The organism is Ruegeria sp. H4 (assembly GCF_056533065.1).
Map to the genome: position 1 here is coordinate 644,386 of NZ_JBQFOC010000002.1, position 17,685 is coordinate 662,070.

At 59.3% G+C, this 17,685-nt stretch carries 19 protein-coding genes; 1 reads left to right on the forward strand and 18 read right to left on the reverse strand.

Annotated elements, in window-relative coordinates; all coding sequences use genetic code 11:
* Positions 1–207: 207 nt before the first annotated feature.
* The 12 genes from ACR0KG_RS14695 to ACR0KG_RS14750 all read right to left on the reverse strand — a co-directional run bounded on the left by ACR0KG_RS14695 (position 208) and on the right by ACR0KG_RS14750 (position 9,920).
* On the reverse strand, positions 208–621 hold the full coding sequence (locus tag ACR0KG_RS14695; protein WP_480827684.1) for a hypothetical protein: 414 nt from the start codon (positions 619–621) through the stop codon (positions 208–210).
* Complete coding sequence (gene ftsA, locus ACR0KG_RS14700; protein WP_480827850.1) at positions 608–1,942, reverse strand: cell division protein FtsA; 1,335 nt, start codon at positions 1,940–1,942, stop codon at positions 608–610. Before ftsA ends, ACR0KG_RS14695 begins: the two co-directional genes overlap by 14 nt.
* An 8-nt stretch (positions 1,943–1,950) precedes the next feature.
* The gene (locus ACR0KG_RS14705) at positions 1,951–2,958 is read right to left on the reverse strand and encodes a cell division protein FtsQ/DivIB (protein WP_480827685.1); all 1,008 of its coding nucleotides are present in this window, start codon (positions 2,956–2,958) and stop codon (positions 1,951–1,953) included.
* Complete coding sequence (locus ACR0KG_RS14710; RefSeq protein ID WP_480547675.1) at positions 2,946–3,860, reverse strand: D-alanine--D-alanine ligase; 915 nt, start codon at positions 3,858–3,860, stop codon at positions 2,946–2,948. Before ACR0KG_RS14710 ends, ACR0KG_RS14705 begins: the two co-directional genes overlap by 13 nt.
* A gap of 108 nt (positions 3,861–3,968) precedes the next feature.
* The gene (gene murB / locus ACR0KG_RS14715; RefSeq protein WP_480827686.1) at positions 3,969–4,895 is read right to left on the reverse strand and encodes a UDP-N-acetylmuramate dehydrogenase; all 927 of its coding nucleotides are present in this window, start codon (positions 4,893–4,895) and stop codon (positions 3,969–3,971) included.
* Between the two features lie 56 nt (positions 4,896–4,951).
* Positions 4,952–5,194 (reverse strand): DUF2484 family protein, encoded by a 243-nt coding sequence (locus ACR0KG_RS14720; protein WP_480498914.1) that lies wholly within the window; start codon positions 5,192–5,194, stop codon positions 4,952–4,954.
* The gene (locus ACR0KG_RS14725; RefSeq protein ID WP_480827687.1) at positions 5,191–5,439 is read right to left on the reverse strand and encodes a DUF2484 family protein; all 249 of its coding nucleotides are present in this window, start codon (positions 5,437–5,439) and stop codon (positions 5,191–5,193) included. Before ACR0KG_RS14725 ends, ACR0KG_RS14720 begins: the two co-directional genes overlap by 4 nt.
* Positions 5,440–5,550: 111 nt before the next feature.
* The gene (locus ACR0KG_RS14730) at positions 5,551–5,787 is read right to left on the reverse strand and encodes a hypothetical protein (protein ID WP_480827688.1); all 237 of its coding nucleotides are present in this window, start codon (positions 5,785–5,787) and stop codon (positions 5,551–5,553) included.
* Positions 5,784–7,190, reverse strand: a complete 1,407-nt coding sequence (murC, locus tag ACR0KG_RS14735) for a UDP-N-acetylmuramate--L-alanine ligase (protein WP_480827689.1) — start codon at positions 7,188–7,190, stop codon at positions 5,784–5,786. Before murC ends, ACR0KG_RS14730 begins: the two co-directional genes overlap by 4 nt.
* Entirely contained in the window at positions 7,187–8,284 is a 1,098-nt protein-coding gene (locus ACR0KG_RS14740) for a UDP-N-acetylglucosamine--N-acetylmuramyl-(pentapeptide) pyrophosphoryl-undecaprenol N-acetylglucosamine transferase (protein ID WP_480827690.1), read from the reverse strand. Before ACR0KG_RS14740 ends, murC begins: the two co-directional genes overlap by 4 nt.
* A complete protein-coding gene (gene ftsW, locus ACR0KG_RS14745; protein ID WP_480827691.1) occupies positions 8,284–9,447 on the reverse strand; it encodes a putative lipid II flippase FtsW in 1,164 nt (387 codons plus the stop codon). The genes ACR0KG_RS14740 and ftsW overlap by 1 nt, the downstream gene beginning before the upstream one ends.
* A 137-nt stretch (positions 9,448–9,584) precedes the next feature.
* Positions 9,585–9,920 (reverse strand): cupin domain-containing protein, encoded by a 336-nt coding sequence (locus tag ACR0KG_RS14750; RefSeq protein ID WP_480547663.1) that lies wholly within the window; start codon positions 9,918–9,920, stop codon positions 9,585–9,587.
* Positions 9,921–10,069: 149 nt separating this feature from the next.
* Between ACR0KG_RS14750 and ACR0KG_RS14755 the strand changes: the two genes are divergently transcribed.
* A complete protein-coding gene (locus ACR0KG_RS14755) occupies positions 10,070–11,254 on the forward strand; it encodes a BaiN/RdsA family NAD(P)/FAD-dependent oxidoreductase (RefSeq protein WP_480827692.1) in 1,185 nt (394 codons plus the stop codon).
* Positions 11,255–11,264: 10 nt separating this feature from the next.
* Here the strand turns inward: ACR0KG_RS14755 and ACR0KG_RS14760 are convergent, their stop codons facing one another.
* From ACR0KG_RS14760 to ACR0KG_RS14785, 6 genes are all read right to left on the reverse strand, one after another.
* Positions 11,265–11,639, reverse strand: coding sequence for a glycine zipper family protein (locus ACR0KG_RS14760; RefSeq protein WP_170532131.1), 375 nt, complete (start codon positions 11,637–11,639; stop codon positions 11,265–11,267).
* 108 nt (positions 11,640–11,747) lie between these two features.
* Entirely contained in the window at positions 11,748–13,148 is a 1,401-nt protein-coding gene (gene murD, locus ACR0KG_RS14765) for a UDP-N-acetylmuramoyl-L-alanine--D-glutamate ligase (protein ID WP_480827693.1), read from the reverse strand.
* Positions 13,145–13,690 (reverse strand): AAA family ATPase, encoded by a 546-nt coding sequence (locus tag ACR0KG_RS14770; protein WP_480547655.1) that lies wholly within the window; start codon positions 13,688–13,690, stop codon positions 13,145–13,147. The genes murD and ACR0KG_RS14770 overlap by 4 nt, the downstream gene beginning before the upstream one ends.
* The gene (gene mraY, locus ACR0KG_RS14775; protein WP_170532124.1) at positions 13,687–14,769 is read right to left on the reverse strand and encodes a phospho-N-acetylmuramoyl-pentapeptide-transferase; all 1,083 of its coding nucleotides are present in this window, start codon (positions 14,767–14,769) and stop codon (positions 13,687–13,689) included. The genes ACR0KG_RS14770 and mraY overlap by 4 nt, the downstream gene beginning before the upstream one ends.
* Before the next feature lie 36 nt (positions 14,770–14,805).
* Positions 14,806–16,200 (reverse strand): UDP-N-acetylmuramoyl-tripeptide--D-alanyl-D-alanine ligase, encoded by a 1,395-nt coding sequence (locus tag ACR0KG_RS14780; RefSeq protein WP_480827694.1) that lies wholly within the window; start codon positions 16,198–16,200, stop codon positions 14,806–14,808.
* A complete protein-coding gene (locus ACR0KG_RS14785) occupies positions 16,197–17,678 on the reverse strand; it encodes a UDP-N-acetylmuramoyl-L-alanyl-D-glutamate--2,6-diaminopimelate ligase (protein WP_480827695.1) in 1,482 nt (493 codons plus the stop codon). Before ACR0KG_RS14785 ends, ACR0KG_RS14780 begins: the two co-directional genes overlap by 4 nt.
* Between the last annotated feature and the right edge of the window lie 7 nt (positions 17,679–17,685).

Here is a 17,685-nt window from a genome sequence, read left to right on the forward strand (position 1 = left end):
GCGGTATTTCGCACTACCCGCGAAATCTAGCGGATTGCCTTAAGGATGCCACAAGTCAGGCGAAATTAACGCGACGCCTCTCAGCTCACGGGTGGGTCGAATTCCCAGGTTCACAGGGCGGAAAACTGCTCATGGTCCTGCCGCCGGGCCTCTGACGGGCCTTGTGGATATCTTTATGGATAAATCTCAGCGCTGCAACCGGTTTCTTTAGCTGATGGGCGCGTTGGGGCAGTTCAAACTTGTTTCAGATATGTTTCGCGTTTCCTGAATCTCACCATCCGATAATGAGGCCAGTCGCACCATCAGACGGTCCTGATAAAGGAACGGCCACCAACAAACAGGCACCCCGTCCGCGTCATTGTCATACAGAAAACAAATCTGACCGTCGGGCGTGGTGATCTGACCATAGACGCAGCCGCGCCCTTCTTCCCGCCAGACCGAGGTTCGGTGATTCAGAAACTCTTCGGTCCCGACCAGATCGCCGCTGCGAATCTCGTAGAACATGACGGTTTTGCCAACAACGGCATCCAGAAAGGCTTCGGGCGTTATCCGGGTCTGAGCCGCGGCAGCGCCCGACCACAGCGTCAGAGCGGAAAGGCCGAGAACCTTACCAATTGTCACGGAACCACCGGACGGCGCGTTTGAACGGACGCGCGGCATAGGTGTCGACCGGAATTTCGAAATCCCACCATTCGTCCTGCGGATGAGCCGCAAACAAGCTGAGCCCCACGGCAGACGAAAAGCCCGGCCCCGTTGCCGATTGCGGCAGGCCATGAACGCGCAGTGGGCGGCCCAAACGCACACGTTGACCCAATATGCGCGTTGCCAGCCCATCCAGCCCCATGATCTGACTGCCGCCGCCAGTGAGAACGATTTGCTGGCTCGGCATATGCTCAAAGCCTGCTGCATCCAAACGCACGCGTACCTCTTCCAGGATTTCCTCTACGCGGGGGCGCATGATGCCGATCAACTCGGCCCGACTAACGGTGCGGCGATCATGCTCCCAATCGCCAGTGTCCCCACCGATATCGATCAGGTCCCGATCATCGGCCCCGGTCGCGTGGACACCACCATTGAAGGTTTTGATCCGCTCAGCCACGGCCGCCGGTACGCCCAGCCCCATTGAGATATCAGCGGTCACGTGATCCCCCCCCATGCGTACGCAATCGGCATAAATCATGTGCTTCTTCATAAAGATCGACACGCTGGTCGTACCACCGCCCATGTCGATACAGGCCGCACCCAGCTCCTGCTCGTCTTCAACCAATGCCGAAACACCCGACACATAGGCCGAGTTCGCAATACCAGCCAGTTCAAGATCACAGCGCTTGATACAGCGCACAATGTTCTGGATCGCGACCGCATCGACAGTCAGCATGTGCATATCAACGGCCAGGCTTTGACCCAGTTGCCCACGCGGATCGATCAGGCCCGAGCGGTTATCCAACGCAAAGTTCACAGGCTGCGCATGCAACACCTCGCGCCCTGCCCCATAATCCGGAACGTCGCAAGCGTTGAGTACGCGGCCCACCTCTGCCTCGGTCACCAACTGGCCTTCCAGATCAACCTGAGCGTCCAGACCGTAAGACCGCGGATTTGCGCCCGAGAAACAGGCAATCACATGATCAACGCGAATATCGGCCATTTTCTGCGCCGCTTGCAGGGCGGTTCGGATGGCCCGCTCAGTTTCCTGCATGGCGGTGACTTCGCCGAACTGTACCCCGCGCGAACGCGTCGTGGCGGCACCGATGACGCGGAACCCGGTCTGACCCGCCATGGATCCGATCATGTTATCCTCGTTCAGGCGACCGGTTCCGTCAAAGCGCAGCACCAGGCAGGCAATCTTGGAACTGCCCACATCCAGAATGGCAATGACACCCCGCTGCATCGCTTGTCTGCGCATCTGCCGCATGGCGCGTTGGGACTGATAAAGATCGGTCATCATGGTCGTTACTGCCCGTTACTCACGTCTGTTTTTGTGTTCCACCAGTCTTCGCTGGCGGCTTTGGTCATTCTGACCGTGGGACGCTGCCCAAGGCGCATGTCGACGGTGGCGACATCGCGCTCCAAAAGGTCTTGCACTTCATTGACTGCCAATACCCGTTCCAGCGCGCGCACCGGACGCTCGGTCGGCAGCATGATGCGCTGGCCGCGATCCAGAACCAGATCCCAGCGCCGTTCGCCCATGCGCACAAGCCCGCGCACCCGCGTGCCAAGGCTGCGCGCGGTCCGGAAAAGTTCCAACGCTTCGGCAACGTGCAGGTCCGCGCCCTCGCCCGCGATCAGCGGCAGATCAACATGATCCTTGCGCGAGGTGATCTGATCGACATGAACCCCGGTTTCATCCAGCAGTTCAATGCCATTCCGGGTGCGCCAGACAATGACGGGCTGGCGTTCGATCACATCGACCTGCAATATTCCGCCGGGCCGGATGCGCACGCTAGCCGTTTTCACGGGGTCCAACCCGATGATCGTGTCGCGCATCTGTTCGACATCCAGATCCCAGGAACTGATCGGGAAATCCAGCGGCACGAGCTCGCGGATATCCTCAGCAAGGCTTGATCCCGCGCCATCGATGGCCATTAGGTTGACCATAAATTCTGGACGTTCCTGAATCGAAGTGCGGATATCGGCAATGTAGGTGCTGACCGCCTCACGCCGTTCGGCAGAAGCAAAGTAAAGCCCCACACCCGCAACGACCGCGCAAATCGGCAACCCCAGTTTGACACCCAATCGAATGCCAGGCGTCAGCATCCACCGCTGAAACCGATAGCTCAGCCGCGAAGGCGCTGGGTCAGAGCCGCGTGACGTACGCCCAAACAGCCGCGCCCCGCGCAAACGCAAGACGGGGTCCACCTCATGCGTTTCTGTATCTGCAGATTCGAAATCGGCATCCGGCCCTGCAACGGGTTTGGTCCGGTGGATCACCGGCGCGCGGGTGGCGCTTAGCGGTCGCATGAGGCGTCCTCCACCATCCAGGCGCAAAGCTGGCCGAATGTCATGCCGCAATGCTCACCCTGTTCGGGGACCAGCGAGGTGGGAGTCATCCCCGGCTGAGTATTGGTTTCCAGCAACGCCAGACCATCAACGCCTTTGGTATCATCCCAACGGAAATCGGTCCGACTGACGCCTTTGCAGCCAAGAATATTGTGGGCGCGCAGGGCATAGTCCATGCACAGGTCAAAAATCTTTGCGGGAATCTCAGCAGGCAGAACGTGCCACGAGCCACCGGGCTTATACTTGGCGTCATAGTCGTACCAGCCATCGGTCATGATCTCGGTCACAGTCAGGGCCCGGTCACCCATGACGGTCACGGTCAGCTCTCGACCGGCCACATATTGCTCGACCATCACCTCATCCGGCATGTCATCGGATAGCTGTGGAGGGCCATTTGCATCTTCATGCACCAGGTAAATACCGACGCTGGAGCCCTCGTTGTTGGGTTTGACCACATAAGGTGGCGCCATTACGTGATCGGCCATCACGCCCTGCTTGGACACGATGATGCTGTCTGCAATGGGTAGGCCGTTTATGCGAAACGCCTCTTTGCTACGCTGCTTGTCCATTGCGAGGGCCGAGGCCAAAACGCCGGAATGCGTGTATGGGATTTGCATCCACTCCAGTAGCCCCTGCACACAGCCATCTTCGCCCCAGCGGCCATGCAGGGCGTTGAAAACCACATCCGGCTTGATTTCCATCAGGCGCGCATAGAGGTCCGGACCCGCGTCCAGCTCGACCACGTCAATGCCTTCTCCCGCAAGGGCGGCCGCGCATTCGCGCCCAGAGCTGAGAGACACCTCGCGTTCCGCCGAGGGGCCGCCCATCAATACCGCCACTTTGGGGTTTGTCCTGCTCGACATACCCAATGTGCGCCTCAATGTCCCCGGACCTTATGCAATGGTCCGTACTGCGTTTATGCCTTTGATCCGTCGCCTGAATTTGCCTGTTTTGGTCTGACGGTTGGGGCTTTATTCTGTCAGCGGATCACCGACCCGCATGATTTCCCACTCTAGCGTGATGCCGCTTGTTTCGTAAACCTTTTTTCGCACTTCTTCGCCCAGACCTTCCAGATCAGCCGCGCTGGCGTCACCAGTGTTGATCAGGAAATTCGAATGCTTAGGGCTCATCTGCGCACCACCTTTGGTTGCGCCACGCATCCCGGCATCGTCGATCACCTTCCATGCCTTGAGGTCATGCACGTCATCCGCCCGCCCGGTCGAGGAAAACCCCGCTGGATTGCGAAAGGTCGATCCGGCGCTGCGGTCCTTGGTGGGTTGGGTTTCGTCACGTTTCTTCAGCTGCGCCTCCATTCGGGCGTGCAGCTCTGCCGGGTCGCCCTTGGGGCCTTCGAATGTGGCCGACACCAGAACAGCCCCTTCAGGCAGGTCGGATTGGCGATAGCGGAAGTTCAGTTCGGCGGCGGTGAGGTCTATCAACTCACCCTGCCGCGTGACGATTGTGGCTTTGCGTAGGACGTCTGCCGTATAGCTGCCGTAGCAACCCGCATTCATTCGCACCGCCCCACCGATCGATCCGGGGATCGTGCGCAGGAATGTCAGATCAACCCCCGCATCCGCCGCCTTTCGCGCAACATGCGCATCTAAGGCGGCAGCACCTGCCGTGACGGTCGTTCCCTCGACCGAAATTCCGTTGAAGCCACGCCCCAGCCGGATCACCACGGCACGCAAGCCACCGTCACGCACGATCAGGTTAGAGCCAACACCCATGGGAAAGACCGGTAAATCTTCGGGTAGCTCGCGCAGGAGGGCCTGCAAATCCTCAAGATCGGCAGGCTGGAACAGAAAGTCTGCAGGGCCACCAACGCGGAGCCATGTCAGGTCGTTAAGGTTACGATTTTCGGACAGTTTGCCACGCGGCGCAGGAAGTGTTCTCATGAATGCTAGATCGCGGATTCAGAGGGATATGGCAACCTGTATCCGAAACCCAGACATCAAATGCGTCTACGGATCCAGCGCCCCAGATAGATCACCGGCCAGCGCAGCATGGACATGCCCGCAGCCAAAACCAACAACCCGATCCATGGGCCGTTCTCATAGGTAACATAGCCCAAAATCGGAATGCCCACTGCGATCAGGACATAGGCGCGAGTCCAGTGGTTGTCCTTGCTGGGGATCATGGCCAACAGGTTGGCGGCAAGGCCCCAGAGGGCGGCCAGTGCAAGCGACCAGCTCATTCCATCACCTCCCCGCGCACCCATTTGCGCCAGTAGTAACGGATCGGGTTGCGGAACATTGAGGCGAAACCTCCGAAGGCCAGAACCGACCAGAACCAGCCGTGATCATAGCCCAGCCAGACAATCAGAACTGGCGCGCAAATCAACAAGGTGAAACCCGGAGGGAATTGCAGCCGCATAGGCAACAACGCCACAATGGTGGCGCAGATCACCCAAATCGCGGCAAAGATCATCGAATAGTCCATGCGCCCCCTCCGAGGACTCGCGGTAGCTGAGGTTATTGTATCACACTTTCAGGTTGTGCTGCAAATGAGGATTGGCACCAAACTGTTTGTTTTCTTTGCAATTCCTGACCATCACTTCGCCCTTGCAAGATACATCCGACGCGCGAACCGGCCTATACACCAACCAATCGCCGCAAACGGCCAAAGTGTCTTTAACACGAACACCATCGCTTCCGTACTGCCTGACGCTCCAAAAACGATGTAGCCGAAGGTAAAGCCAATCATCCCCAATGCAGCGCCACGAAAATGCTCGCTCGGAATGAGACCGAGAATGAGCCAATACACAAACGCCACGCTGTAGTAGGTCAAGCGAGTGTTCTCTTAAGTCTTTCCGGCAACCCATTGGCCCAAGCGCTGATTGTACCCGCCCCCAGGCAAACGACCATATCTCCGGGGCGCGCCTGCTCGCGCACGAGGCGTTCAAGATCGTCCTCGTCCAGTAAGGCCCGGGCGTGCCGGTGGCCGTGGCGGATCAGCCCCTGCACCAGATCATCGCGCGAGGCCCCCTCGATCAGGTCTTCCCCAGCCGCGAAGATGTCGGCGATCGCCACCACATCCGCGTCGTTGAAACAGGTGCAGAAGTCGTCAAACAGGTTGGCGAGGCGCGAGTAGCGGTGCGGCTGGTGAACGGCGATCACGCGGCCTTCGGTCGCTTGGCGGGCCGCTTTCAGGACGGCGGCGATTTCGACCGGGTGATGGCCGTAGTCGTCGATGATGGTGACGCCATCAATCTCTCCGACCTTGGTGAAACGCCGGTTCACGCCGCCGAAATTGGCCAGCGCCTCGCGGATTTCAGTGGTTTTCATCCCCAGATGACGGGCAACAGCCACGGCAGACAACGCGTTTGAGACGTTGTGATCGCCAGGCATCGGCAGCGTGCAGCCCTCAATCACCTTGTCTTCGTATTGCAGATGAATGTCGAAATGCGCGACACCGGCTTTGTAGGTCAGGTTTTCGGCGCGCACATCAGCTTGCGCGTTGAACCCATAGGTGCGCACACGACGGTCAGTGATACGGCCCACTAGTGCCTGCACCTCGGCATGATCCGTGCAGCAAACGGCTAGGCCGTAGAAGGGCAGGTTCGACACAAACTCATAAAACCCATCCCTCAGCCTGTCGAAATCGCCCCAGTGCTCCATATGCTCGGGGTCAATATTGGTGACGATGGCGATGGTTGCGGGCAGGCGGTTGAACGAGCCGTCGGATTCGTCGGCCTCGACCACCATCCATTCGCCCTGCCCCATCCGCGCGTTCGAGCCATAGGCGTGGATGATGCCACCATTGATGACGGTGGGGTCGAAATCACCCGCCACCATCAATTCGGCCATCATCGTTGTCGTGGTGGTTTTGCCATGGGTCCCGGCAATGGCGATGTTCGACCGCAGGCGCATCAGCTCGGCCAGCATATCCGCACGACGGACAACAGGAAGACCTTGCGCGCGCGCCTGATCCAGTTCCGGGTTGCCAGGCTTGATCGCCGTGGATGTAACCACGACAGCAGCGTTTTGCAGGTTCTCGGCCTTTTGACCCACGAATATCTCCGCCCCCAGCGAGGCCAACCGATCGGTGATCTTTGAAGCCTTCAGGTCTGACCCCTGCACCTGATACCCTAGGTTCAAAAGCACCTCGGCGATGCCCGACATCCCGATCCCGCCGATCCCAACAAAATGGATAGGTCCTACGTCCTGCGGTAGTTTGGTTGCTGGGGTCATGTGGTCTCCTTCTGCGCCAATTGCTCGACAAGGGCGATCAGACGCTCGGTGGCGTCCGGTGCCCCGACCGACAAGGCGGCATGGGCCATTTTCTGTGCGGCTTCGGGGTTTGTCAGAACCGTGGTCATTTGCTCGGTCAACGCGGCAACGTCAAGAGCATTTTCAGGGATCATGATCGCCCCCCCTGCCTGCACGAGCCCTCGGGCGTTGGCGGTTTGGTGATCCCCTGCAGCGGCGGCGAAAGGGATCAGGATCGAGGGCCGACCGATCACCGAGATGTCGGCCACGCTCGACGCGCCCGAACGGCTGATGACAAGCTGCGCATCCGACATGCGCCGTGGCACATCGTCAAAGAACGGTTGAACATCGGCGCGAATACCGTGATCGGCGTAGAAGGCCGTGACGCGCGCGCCATCCTCGTCCCGGGCCTGGTGTGAAACGCGGATGAATCCGCGCAGGAACTCGGGCAGAGCGGCAATCGCCTCAGGCACCACATCGCTGAGAATACGGGCACCCTGGCTGCCGCCCATCACCAGAACCGACATCGGATATTCGCCGGGCGGGATATAGGGCGCCCCGGCCCGCTCCAAAACCGAGGCTCGGACCGGGTTGCCGGTGTGTATGCCCTGCGCACTGTCCGGCAGATCGGTCGGCCAGACACCGCAGGCCACTTGTGAAACGCGCATGGCAAACAGCTGGTTCACCCGGCCCAGCACCCCGTTTTGCTCATGGATCATGCGTGGGAGTTTCAGCATCACCGCCGCACCCAGGGCTGGGATCGAGGGATATCCGCCGAAGCCCACGACCACATCCGGTTTGTCCCGCATCATCTGAAACGCCATGCTGGCGACACCACCAGCAATCTTAGGGCCGACCAGTGCCTTAGCCGCCAAACCGCCTCGCGCGAAAGTGGCTGACGAGGCTTCGACAATCTCGGTACTGTGCGGGAAGCCACCGGTATAGCGGGCCCCACGGGCATCGGTAGACAGGCGCACCCGCCAACCTTTGTGCAACATCGCCTCAGCCAGGGCTTGCGCCGGGAACATATGGCCCCCGGTGCCGCCCGCCGCAATCAGAAGGTAGGGTTTGCCCATCAGCTTCGTCCGCGCAGAATATCGCCCAGTTCGCCTTGCGGGCGGGTTCGGGTGAAGGCCAGCAACATGCCGATCGCGATACCGCCTGCAATCAACGACGAGCCGCCGTAACTGACAAAAGGCAGCGTCATACCCTTGGCAGGCAGCAGTCGCACCGCAACACCCATATTGATCATTGCCTGAACGCCAAACATGCAGGCCAGACCAGTTCCCGCCAAGCGGATGAACATATCCCGTTCACGCATCAGCCTCAGCAGCGAGCGCACCACTATGATCGAATAGAGCGCGATGATGATCAGCACCAGGATAAGGCCGTACTCCTCGGCTGCGACGGCGATAATGAAATCTGTATGCGCATCGGGCAGAGACCATTTGACCTGCCCCTCGCCCACGCCGACGCCAAACAAACCGCCCTCACGTATGGCGTTGGTGGCATAGCCAAGCTGAGTGGTCGGATCGACCTCTTGATTCAAAAATCCGTCAATACGGCGCGCGAAATGGTCCGAGTTGGAATAGGCGAACATCCCCGCCAGAATGACCACACCCGCCATGCCAACCAGCAGCAGCATGGGTGCGCCTGCCACGAAATACATCACGCCCCAACCAAACAGGATAAGGCAAGCTTGCCCAAAATCAGGCTGCATCACCAGCATCCCAACAATCGCCATACACAGGGCAAAAGACCATAACCGCCCCGGCGGACCGTTGATTTCCTGCGATGCCGCCAGCAACCACGCGGCAACAACCACAAATCCGGGCTTGAGAAACTCCGACGGTTGCAGTGAGGCAAAGCCGAGCGAATACCAACGCACCGCCCCTTTACCGAAATCCGTGCCGAAGATTGGCAAGAAAGCGAGCGCGACAAAGGCCCCCAGAAAGCCCAACACTGCCAGACGGCGTACCAGGGTCGGCGACATCATAGAGGTCAGCAACATCGCAATCAGCGCCAGCCCACCGAACAGCACCTGCCGTTCGACATAGTGAAACGGATCGAATCCGTTGCGCCCTGCCAGTGGCGGCGAAGATGCCAGCCCCAACAATAGCCCGATGACAAACAGGATCAGAACGCAGGACATCGTCCAGCGATCAATCGTGCGCCACCACTTTGGTAGAATCGGTTCGCCGCGCTGGTCCTGGACCGCGCCATACACCATCTCAGTCATGAGATACCGCCACTTACTGCCTCGTTAACGCCCCGTTTTCGGGGTCTGGGTAGAAGTGTACAGGGATTTTGGGGATTGGGCTAGGGAAATGAGGGGCATAGGCGGAATTCGATCAGCCCCAGAGATATGAAAGTGCGTTACGCTTTGATCGGGTACCGGTCCGGTTCCTCAAAGACATCAATCACGCGCGTACCTGCCTTGATCCGGCCTCCGTGTTCGACCCCGGCTGGGATCGAGTAGTTTTCACCAGGACGGTAGGTTTTCGTCTGATCTCCGATTGTTAGTTCAATCTCACCTTCAACGACTGTACCCCATTGCGCGCCATGAGAATGGAGCGGAAGCTCCACTTCCTTCAGAAAGGTAAAGAACGCCACCAGCCCCGCGTCCGAGCGAATTACGGCCGTCTGTACCACATCTTCGGGGAAAGGAACGTCGAGTTTTGGAAAGGCCACCATAAAATCCGGGAATTGCATAAACTGTTCCTTCTATGCAGGTAAGTTATCACCGCAGGATGACAGTGCGTCCGGCAACTGGCAATCCGGATTTCCCGCGCGGGATTGCAGCCTGAACGAGACGATGGCACGCTCTTGCGTTCCGGCTCAATCCAAGCCATCCCCCACCCATGACCTATGACACGATCATCCTCGGGGCCGGTGCAGCAGGTATGATGTGCGCCGCCCATTGCGGCGGGCGCGTTTTGGTGATCGACCACGCCAAGGCTCCGGGTGAGAAAATCCGCATCTCGGGCGGCGGGCGGTGCAATTTCACCAACATGTATGCGCGCTCGGGAAACTTTCTGTCGCAGAACCCACATTTCTGCAAATCCGCCCTGGCGCGATATACGCAGTGGGATTTCGTCGATCTGGTCGGACACCACAACATCGCATGGCACGAGAAAACACTCGGCCAACTATTCTGCGACGGGTCCTCCAAGCAAATCATCCAGATGTTGCTGGATGAGATGACACGTGCCGGAGCGGAGCTGTGGGTGCGAACCGAGCTCAAGGACCTGCGCAAGACCGAATGTGGCTTCACACTGGAGGTCGAGCGCGAAGGACAGCGCCGAAGCCTGACTTGCTCCAATCTGGTTCTGGCCACAGGCGGCAAGTCAATCCCCAAAATGGGCGCGACAGGGCTGGCCTATGATATCGCGCTGCAATTCGGGTTGCGAATGACCGAAACCCGCGCCGCGCTAGTCCCGTTCACGTTCTCAGATGGGAAGTTCAAAGACCTATCGGGCGTCTCGCTGCCCGCACGACTGTCAAACGAGCGCACCAGTTTTGACGAAGCGCTACTGTTCACCCATCGCGGCCTAAGTGGGCCGTCGGTACTGCAACTCTCATGCTATTGGCGCGAGGGAGAGGGGATCTGCGTGAACCTGATCCCCGATCTGCCGCTGTTCGACCTGCTGCGGGATCAACGCCAAAGCGCTGGGCGTAAGGATTTGACCACCGAACTGGCGCGCCACTTGCCCGCGCGACTGGTCGATTACCTCAGCCAGCAGATGCCAATGCATGGCAATTTGGCCGACCAGTCTGATGCGGCGCTCAGCGATCTGATCTCTGCCCTGTCCAACTGGCAACTGACCCCATCGGGCACCGAAGGCTACCGTACGGCCGAGGTCACGCTGGGCGGGATCGACACAGATGACCTGTCCTCAAAAACGATGGAGGCCAGGGATGTCCCCGGCCTCTATGCAATTGGTGAAGCGGTGGATGTCACCGGATGGTTGGGTGGGTACAACTTCCAATGGGCATGGTCCTCCGGCCACGCCGCTGGAACCGCAATCGCAAGCCACTCGTTTTGACGATCAACCCTTAGCCGACGACGTTATAGCCACGCCCGCGCATGCAGTTGCGCACGATAACCTCTTGATTTTGGGTGTTCTGTAGCGCGCTTGCACCCGCACCGATCAGAGCACCGGCAACGGCGGTACGGCCCAGATCGCTGGCACTGTCATCGATGATCGCTTTTGTACCAGCGGCACCTGCAGCACCAATCGCCGCCGCACCCGCTGTTCTGCCATCAACCGTTGGCTGTGTTCGGGCCAGAGCCTGGCACTGCGCCAGGTCTGCGTTGTAATTGGGACCGATATTGCCATCGATGATAGGCGTGTAGTTCGCGCCAGAGCTGGCACAGGCTCCGACCAACAGCACCGCTGGCAACACCATAAATTTCTTTCGGTTGGACATATCCGTAACCTCGTTTTCTAAAGTCCTGCCAAGGCAAGACCAAATCCGCTAGGGCGTCAAGACGATAGCCCATTTGCCCTTGTGAACAAGCGGCAAACTGTAATCGCTCTATTCAGCCAGTCTTTGCAGAACATTGTCAGCAAAATCCTCGCCACGTCGTTCAAAACTATCATACTGGTCAAAACTTGCAGCAGCAGGCGCAAGTAAAATAGTATCACCGGCTTCGGCATCTGCCATCGCCTGTTCAACCGCAACAGCCATGGTTGTGCAAACCTGTGCTTCGACGTTCAATTGCATTGCAAATTTCGCAGCCTCGCGCCCAATGACATAAGCCTTTAGCACGTCGGTGGTTGCCTCGTTCAGAGCAGCCAGCCCACCCTCTTTCTCCAGCCCGCCACAGATCCAGCGTATACGCTTGAACGCCCCCAGCGCCTTGACCGCACTGTCGACATTTGTGGCTTTGGAATCGTTCACATAAGTTACACCCTGCGCTTCGGCGATAATTTGGCTGCGATGCGGCAGGCCCGGATAGCTGTGCAGCGCGTCCTCGATCACCCGAGGGGCCAGGCCCAACGAACGGCAGGCGGCATATGCCGCACAAGCGTTCTGGTGGTTATGTGTCCCCGGCAAGCCCTTTATGGCGCGCAGGTCAATTGAGCCCGCCTGTCGCCCCTTGCGGTATTCCGACAAGAACCCCTTGCGCGCAAAGACCTGCCAACCCGGACCCGTCAGCTTACGATCAACCGAGACACGGATAACCCGGTCATCCGCTGGCCCCTCTGCCATCTGCCCGGCCAGAAACACGCCTTCGGCCTCATCCACGCCAATGACAGCCCGATCGGGCCCACCTTCGGAAAACAGCCGTCTCTTGGCGGCGAAGTAACCACCCATGCCGCCATGGCGGTCCAGATGATCTGGCGAAAGATTGGTAAACACGGCCACATCCGGTGTCAGCGACCGGGCCAGTTCGGTTTGATAGCTACTGAGTTCCAGAACCACGACCGAACCATCCGTGCCGGGATCAATATCCAGCACGCCACGCCCGATATTGCCGGCCAGTTCGGCTGATCGTCCTGCCTCGGTCAGGATGTGGTGGATCAAAGCAGCGGTGGTTGATTTCCCGTTCGACCCTGTGACGGCAATCACGCGCGGTGGAGTATCAAAGTTGTTCCATTCCGGCCCTGCGAAGGAGCGGAAGAACAGGCCGATATCATTGTCCACCGGAACGCCTGCCTCCAAGGCGGTCGCAACGATAGGATTTGGTGAAGGATAAAGATGCGGGATTCCCGGCGAGACTATCAGAGACGCAATGCCCTCGAACGCCCCATTTCGGCGCAGATCAGTACAGTCATACCCCTCGGCCTGAGCAGCGTCCCGTGCGTCCGGGTTGTCATCCCAACACACCGGCTGTGCCCCACCCGCACGCAGCGCCCGTGCGGTGGTCAGCCCAGATCGGCCCAGCCCCAGAACCGCAACTTTTTGTCCTGAAAACCCTTTGACCGGGATCATGTCGTCTGCCCTTTGTTTAGCTGCGCCTCAAACCAATCTGCTCGGTCTGCAACTGGCTTTTTCGGAACAAGCGCAGTTTGGAACCCGAGCTTTGGTAAGCGGTCGCACAAAGCCTCATACTCTTCAAGTGCGTCGGACAAGTCATGCCTTCGCTGTTCGTCTTTTACATAAATTTCGCGCCACGGTGGGAACAGATAAACGCAGTGATCGTATCCTAGGCTTAGTATCTTATCCCGGAGTGAACTCTCCAGATTGGCGCCGGTTCGATCAAACCAAATCAAAGCGTCCAGCGCGGAACGGTCGAATAAGACCAAACCATCTGGAGCCTTGGTCACATCATCGAAAGATGTTTGGATCACTTTACGGCAAAACGAATCGGGATTGATCCAGGGCAAACCATCTCCGCTGTGCTCTTGCTCGGCTGCGATCACCCGACGACCCGGTTCCGCGACCGTGGCATAGCCGCGTCGCGCCATTTCCTCTAGTAGGGTGGACTTGCCACCGCCCGAACATCCGGACAGTACAACCCGACGCTTCTTCACCGAACCTTCAGCGTCGCCAACCCGATCATCGCCAGGATCAGCGAGATGATCCAGAAGCGGATCACAATGGTCGGCTCGGCCCAGCCCTTTTTCTCATAGTGGTGATGGATCGGGGCCATCAGGAAAACGCGCTTGCCGGTGCGTTTGAAATAGAGGACCTGGATGATCACGCTCAGCGCTTCGACCACGAACAACCCGCCGACGACGGCCAGCACCAGCTCGTGCTTGGTCGCCACAGCAATAGCCCCCAGCGCGCCGCCCAGTGCCAGTGATCCGGTATCGCCCATGAACACCGCGGCGGGCGGGGCGTTGTACCACAAGAAGCCAAGCCCCGCGCCAAAGAGGGCCGAGGTGAAGATGAAGATTTCTCCTGTCCCGGGCACATAATGCACGTCCAAGTACTCGGTAAAGTCGACCCGCCCGACGGCATATGCGATGATTCCAAGCGTCGAGGCCGCGATCATCGCGGGCATGATCGCCAAGCCGTCCAAACCATCGGTCAGGTTCACCGCATTCGCCGCCCCCACGATGACGACAATCGAGAACGGGATGTAGAAGATGCCCAGATTGACGAGCGTATCTTTGAAAACGGGCACAGCAAGTTGATTTTGCAGCGCTTCAGGATGGTGCAGAACTGCCCATAGCGATGCCAGAACAGCGATGATGACACCCAAAGCCATCCGCATCTTGCCGGAAACGCCCTTCGTGTTTTGCTTTGACACCTTTGCGTAGTCATCCGCAAAACCAATGGCCGCATAGGCCAAAGTTACGAACAGAACCATCCAGACATAAGGGTTGTCCCACCGCGCCCAGACGAGGGTCGAAGTGACCAGAGCCCCGACGATCAGCAACCCGCCCATGGTTGGGGTACCAGCCTTGGAAAAATGCCCCTCAGGGCCGTCGTCGCGGATCGGCTGGCCTTTGCCCTGCTTCTTGCGCAGCACATTAATAAGCGGTTTTCCGAAGATGAAGCCAAAGATCAGCGCCGTTAGAAAGGCCCCGCCTGCGCGGAAGGTAATGTAGCGGAAGAGGTTCCAGAAATCCCCTCCATCCGACAAGGCGGTCAACCAATACAGCATTACAAAACCTTTCTTACACGAGGCCCATGGGCAAGTTCACCCGTCAAGCGCGCCCCCTTGCCCCATTTTGCGCAGACCGTCAACAATCCGCGCCAAGGCCATGCTTAGCGAGCCCTTGGCCAGCACGCTATCGCCGGTTTTGATCAGGTCAGGCAGGTGCTCAGCCATCTCAGCGCTGGTTTCGAACCAGAGCCCGCGCTTATCATCTGGCAGAGCCCGATGCAGCGCTTGCATCAGCGGGCCGATGCAATGCACCTTATCCACAACGGCCATCGCATTGACCTGCGCCATCGCCGCGTGCATGGCCTGTTCCTGCGGCCCAAGCTCTTTCATGTCCCCCAAAAAGGCGATCCGGCGCGCACCTTGGGATGCCGCCAGAACATCCAAAGCAGCCTCCATCGAGGTCGGGTTGGCATTGTAGCTGTCGTCCAACAGTTCGATTTGCCCACCATTAGCCAAAGGCAAAGTCTCGCGCACTCCGCGACCTTTGACCGGAGACCAGTGCTGCAGCCCATCGATGGCCTGTTCCAGATCGATGCCCAGTTCGACACAGGCCGCCAAGGCCCCCAACGCGTTCATTGCAAAATGCGTACCAGCGGATTGGACGTCGAAGGTGAACCGTGTATCGCCAACCGAGGCTTGGGCCTGAATCGAATCCGGCCCGGCGGTCACATCCGTCAGTTTGTAATCTGCGGCTTGTCGGCCAAACTCGACGATCCCTGCGCCGTGGGCTTGCGCCGTGTGGCGCAGAATTTTGGCATGCTCGATATCGGCATTGACGATGGCTGCGCCGCCGGGTTCCAGCCCCTCGAAAATTGCCGCCTTTTCATGGGCGATCCCTTCAACCGACTCAAACGCCTCAAGATGCACCGCGGCTACCGTTGTCACCAAAGCCACATGCGGGCGGGCCTGACACGCGAGTGGAGCAATCTCGCCGGGGTGGTTCATCCCAATCTCGATCACAGCATATTCCGTGTCCTGCGGCATACGCGCCAGTGTCAGTGGCACGCCCCAATGGTTGTTGTAGCTGGCAACGCTGGCATGGGTCCTACCCTGTCTTTCCAGAATGGTCGCCAGCATTTCTTTGGTCGAGGTCTTGCCGACGCTGCCTGTCACCCCGACGATACGTGCCTCAGTGCGCACACGCGCGGCTTGGCCCAGTGATTCCAAACCGGCCTGAACATCCTCAACAATCAACAGCGGTGCATCTTCGGGCACGCCCTCCGGGACATGCGAGACCAAGGCTGCCCCCGCGCCTTTCTCAAGCGCCTGAGCCACAAAATCGTGCCCGTCTCGCGCAGCTTTCAAGGCAACAAACAGGTCGCCCGGTTGCAAGGTTCGCGTATCAATCGACACGCCATCCACCGTCCAATCAGTCGTCGCACGACCGCCGGTGGCCTCGACAGCTTCTGCCGCTGTCCAGAGCGTCATGCGACCCTCCCATCCAGGGCGGCCACGGAGATGCTCGCCTGTTCAACATCATCGAAGGGCAAAACCTGATCACCAACGATCTGGCCGGTTTCATGGCCTTTGCCTGCAATCAACAGCGCGTCACCGGGTTGCAAAGCGTCAATGCCGCGCAAGATCGCTTCGGCCCGATCACCCACTTCGGTCGCGCCTGGCGCACCCTCCATCACGGCCGCGCGGATGGTGGCTGGATCTTCGCTGCGCGGGTTGTCATCGGTGACGAAAACGATATCGGCGTGATTGGTTGCGGCCTTGCCCATCAACGGGCGCTTGGTGGCATCGCGATCTCCGCCCGCGCCGACGATGGCGATCAAGCGGCCCATTACATGCGGGCGCAGCGCCTTCAAAGCCGTCGCAACAGCGTCGGGCGTGTGAGCATAGTCTACAAACACCGCCGCGCCATTGTCGCGGGTGGCGGCCAGTTGCATGCGACCCCGGACCGTTGTCAGATGCGGCAGGGTCTCGAACACTCTCTCAGGGTCGTCGCCTGCTGCGATGACCAGCCCACAGGCCAGCAGGATGTTTTCAGCCTGGAACCCACCGATCAGGTTCAGGCGCGTCTGGAAGGTTTTGCCCTGCCACGAGAACCGCAAATCCTGCCCGGTCGAGTCAAACCTTTGGTTCATCAAGCACAGGTCGGCCTCGCCCAGCCCAACGGTCAGCACCGACTGCCCCCGCGCTTCGGCGATCTTACGGACTTGAGCGCCCTTGGGGTCGCTAAGGTTGACGACCGCAGTTCCGTCCTGTGGCAGAACCCGGTCGAACAGCCCCATCTTGGCAGCGAAATACGCCTCGAAGGTTTCGTGATAGTCCAGATGATCCTGCGTGAAGTTCGAGAACCCGGCGGCAGTCAGATGCACGCCGTCCAGACGCCGCTGTTCCAACCCGTGAGAGGACGCCTCCATCGCTGCGTGGGTCACGCCATTCTCGGCGGCCTCGGACAGGCAGCGATGCAGGGTGATCGGTTCGGGCGTTGTGTGAGCCAGCGGCGCGGTCCATGCGCCCTCGACCCCGGTCGTGCCAAGATTGACGGCGGCATGGCCAAGCTCAGCCCAGATCTGGCGGACGAATGTGGCAACCGAGGTTTTGCCGTTGGTCCCGGTGACAGCGACAATCGTCTGAGGCTGCGCACCGAACCAAAGCGCGGCGGACCCCGCCAGTGCCTGACGAGGGTCTTCGACCACAACCAGAGCGACATCGGAGGCGGAGAGCTCGGACGCCGCGATCCGTGCACCTTCGGCATCGGTCAAAACGGCTGAGGCCCCCATGCGCAAGGCGTATTGGATGAACTCGCCACCATGAACCCGAGTGCCGGGGAGGGCTGCAAACAGAAAACCGTCTTTGACCTCGCGGCTGTCAACGGCCAGCCCGGTGATATCCGGATTTGCGCCACCGCGTGCGGTTAGGGCCAGTTGGCTGAGTTTTTTTGTTCTTGCGCCCATGACCCAC

What these genes read in the sequence shown, in the direction of transcription:
- ftsA (WP_480827850.1), bottom strand. Translation starts at nt 1,942, where the DNA reads ATGACCGATCTTTATCAGTCCCAACGCGCCATGCGGCAGATGCGCAGA.
- ACR0KG_RS14705 (WP_480827685.1), bottom strand. Translation starts at nt 2,958, where the DNA reads ATGCGACCGCTAAGCGCCACCCGCGCGCCGGTGATCCACCGGACCAAA.
- ACR0KG_RS14710 (WP_480547675.1), bottom strand. Translation starts at nt 3,860, where the DNA reads ATGTCGAGCAGGACAAACCCCAAAGTGGCGGTATTGATGGGCGGCCCC.
- murB (WP_480827686.1), bottom strand. Translation starts at nt 4,895, where the DNA reads ATGAGAACACTTCCTGCGCCGCGTGGCAAACTGTCCGAAAATCGTAAC.
- ACR0KG_RS14720 (WP_480498914.1), bottom strand. Translation starts at nt 5,194, where the DNA reads ATGAGCTGGTCGCTTGCACTGGCCGCCCTCTGGGGCCTTGCCGCCAAC.
- ACR0KG_RS14725 (WP_480827687.1), bottom strand. Translation starts at nt 5,439, where the DNA reads ATGGACTATTCGATGATCTTTGCCGCGATTTGGGTGATCTGCGCCACC.
- murC (WP_480827689.1), bottom strand. Translation starts at nt 7,190, where the DNA reads ATGACCCCAGCAACCAAACTACCGCAGGACGTAGGACCTATCCATTTT.
- ACR0KG_RS14740 (WP_480827690.1), bottom strand. Translation starts at nt 8,284, where the DNA reads ATGGGCAAACCCTACCTTCTGATTGCGGCGGGCGGCACCGGGGGCCAT.
- ftsW (WP_480827691.1), bottom strand. Translation starts at nt 9,447, where the DNA reads ATGACTGAGATGGTGTATGGCGCGGTCCAGGACCAGCGCGGCGAACCG.
- ACR0KG_RS14750 (WP_480547663.1), bottom strand. Translation starts at nt 9,920, where the DNA reads ATGCAATTCCCGGATTTTATGGTGGCCTTTCCAAAACTCGACGTTCCT.
- ACR0KG_RS14755 (WP_480827692.1), top strand. Translation starts at nt 10,070, where the DNA reads ATGACCTATGACACGATCATCCTCGGGGCCGGTGCAGCAGGTATGATG.
- ACR0KG_RS14760 (WP_170532131.1), bottom strand. Translation starts at nt 11,639, where the DNA reads ATGTCCAACCGAAAGAAATTTATGGTGTTGCCAGCGGTGCTGTTGGTC.
- murD (WP_480827693.1), bottom strand. Translation starts at nt 13,148, where the DNA reads ATGATCCCGGTCAAAGGGTTTTCAGGACAAAAAGTTGCGGTTCTGGGG.
- mraY (WP_170532124.1), bottom strand. Translation starts at nt 14,769, where the DNA reads ATGCTGTATTGGTTGACCGCCTTGTCGGATGGAGGGGATTTCTGGAAC.
- ACR0KG_RS14780 (WP_480827694.1), bottom strand. Translation starts at nt 16,200, where the DNA reads ATGACGCTCTGGACAGCGGCAGAAGCTGTCGAGGCCACCGGCGGTCGT.
- ACR0KG_RS14785 (WP_480827695.1), bottom strand. Translation starts at nt 17,678, where the DNA reads ATGGGCGCAAGAACAAAAAAACTCAGCCAACTGGCCCTAACCGCACGC.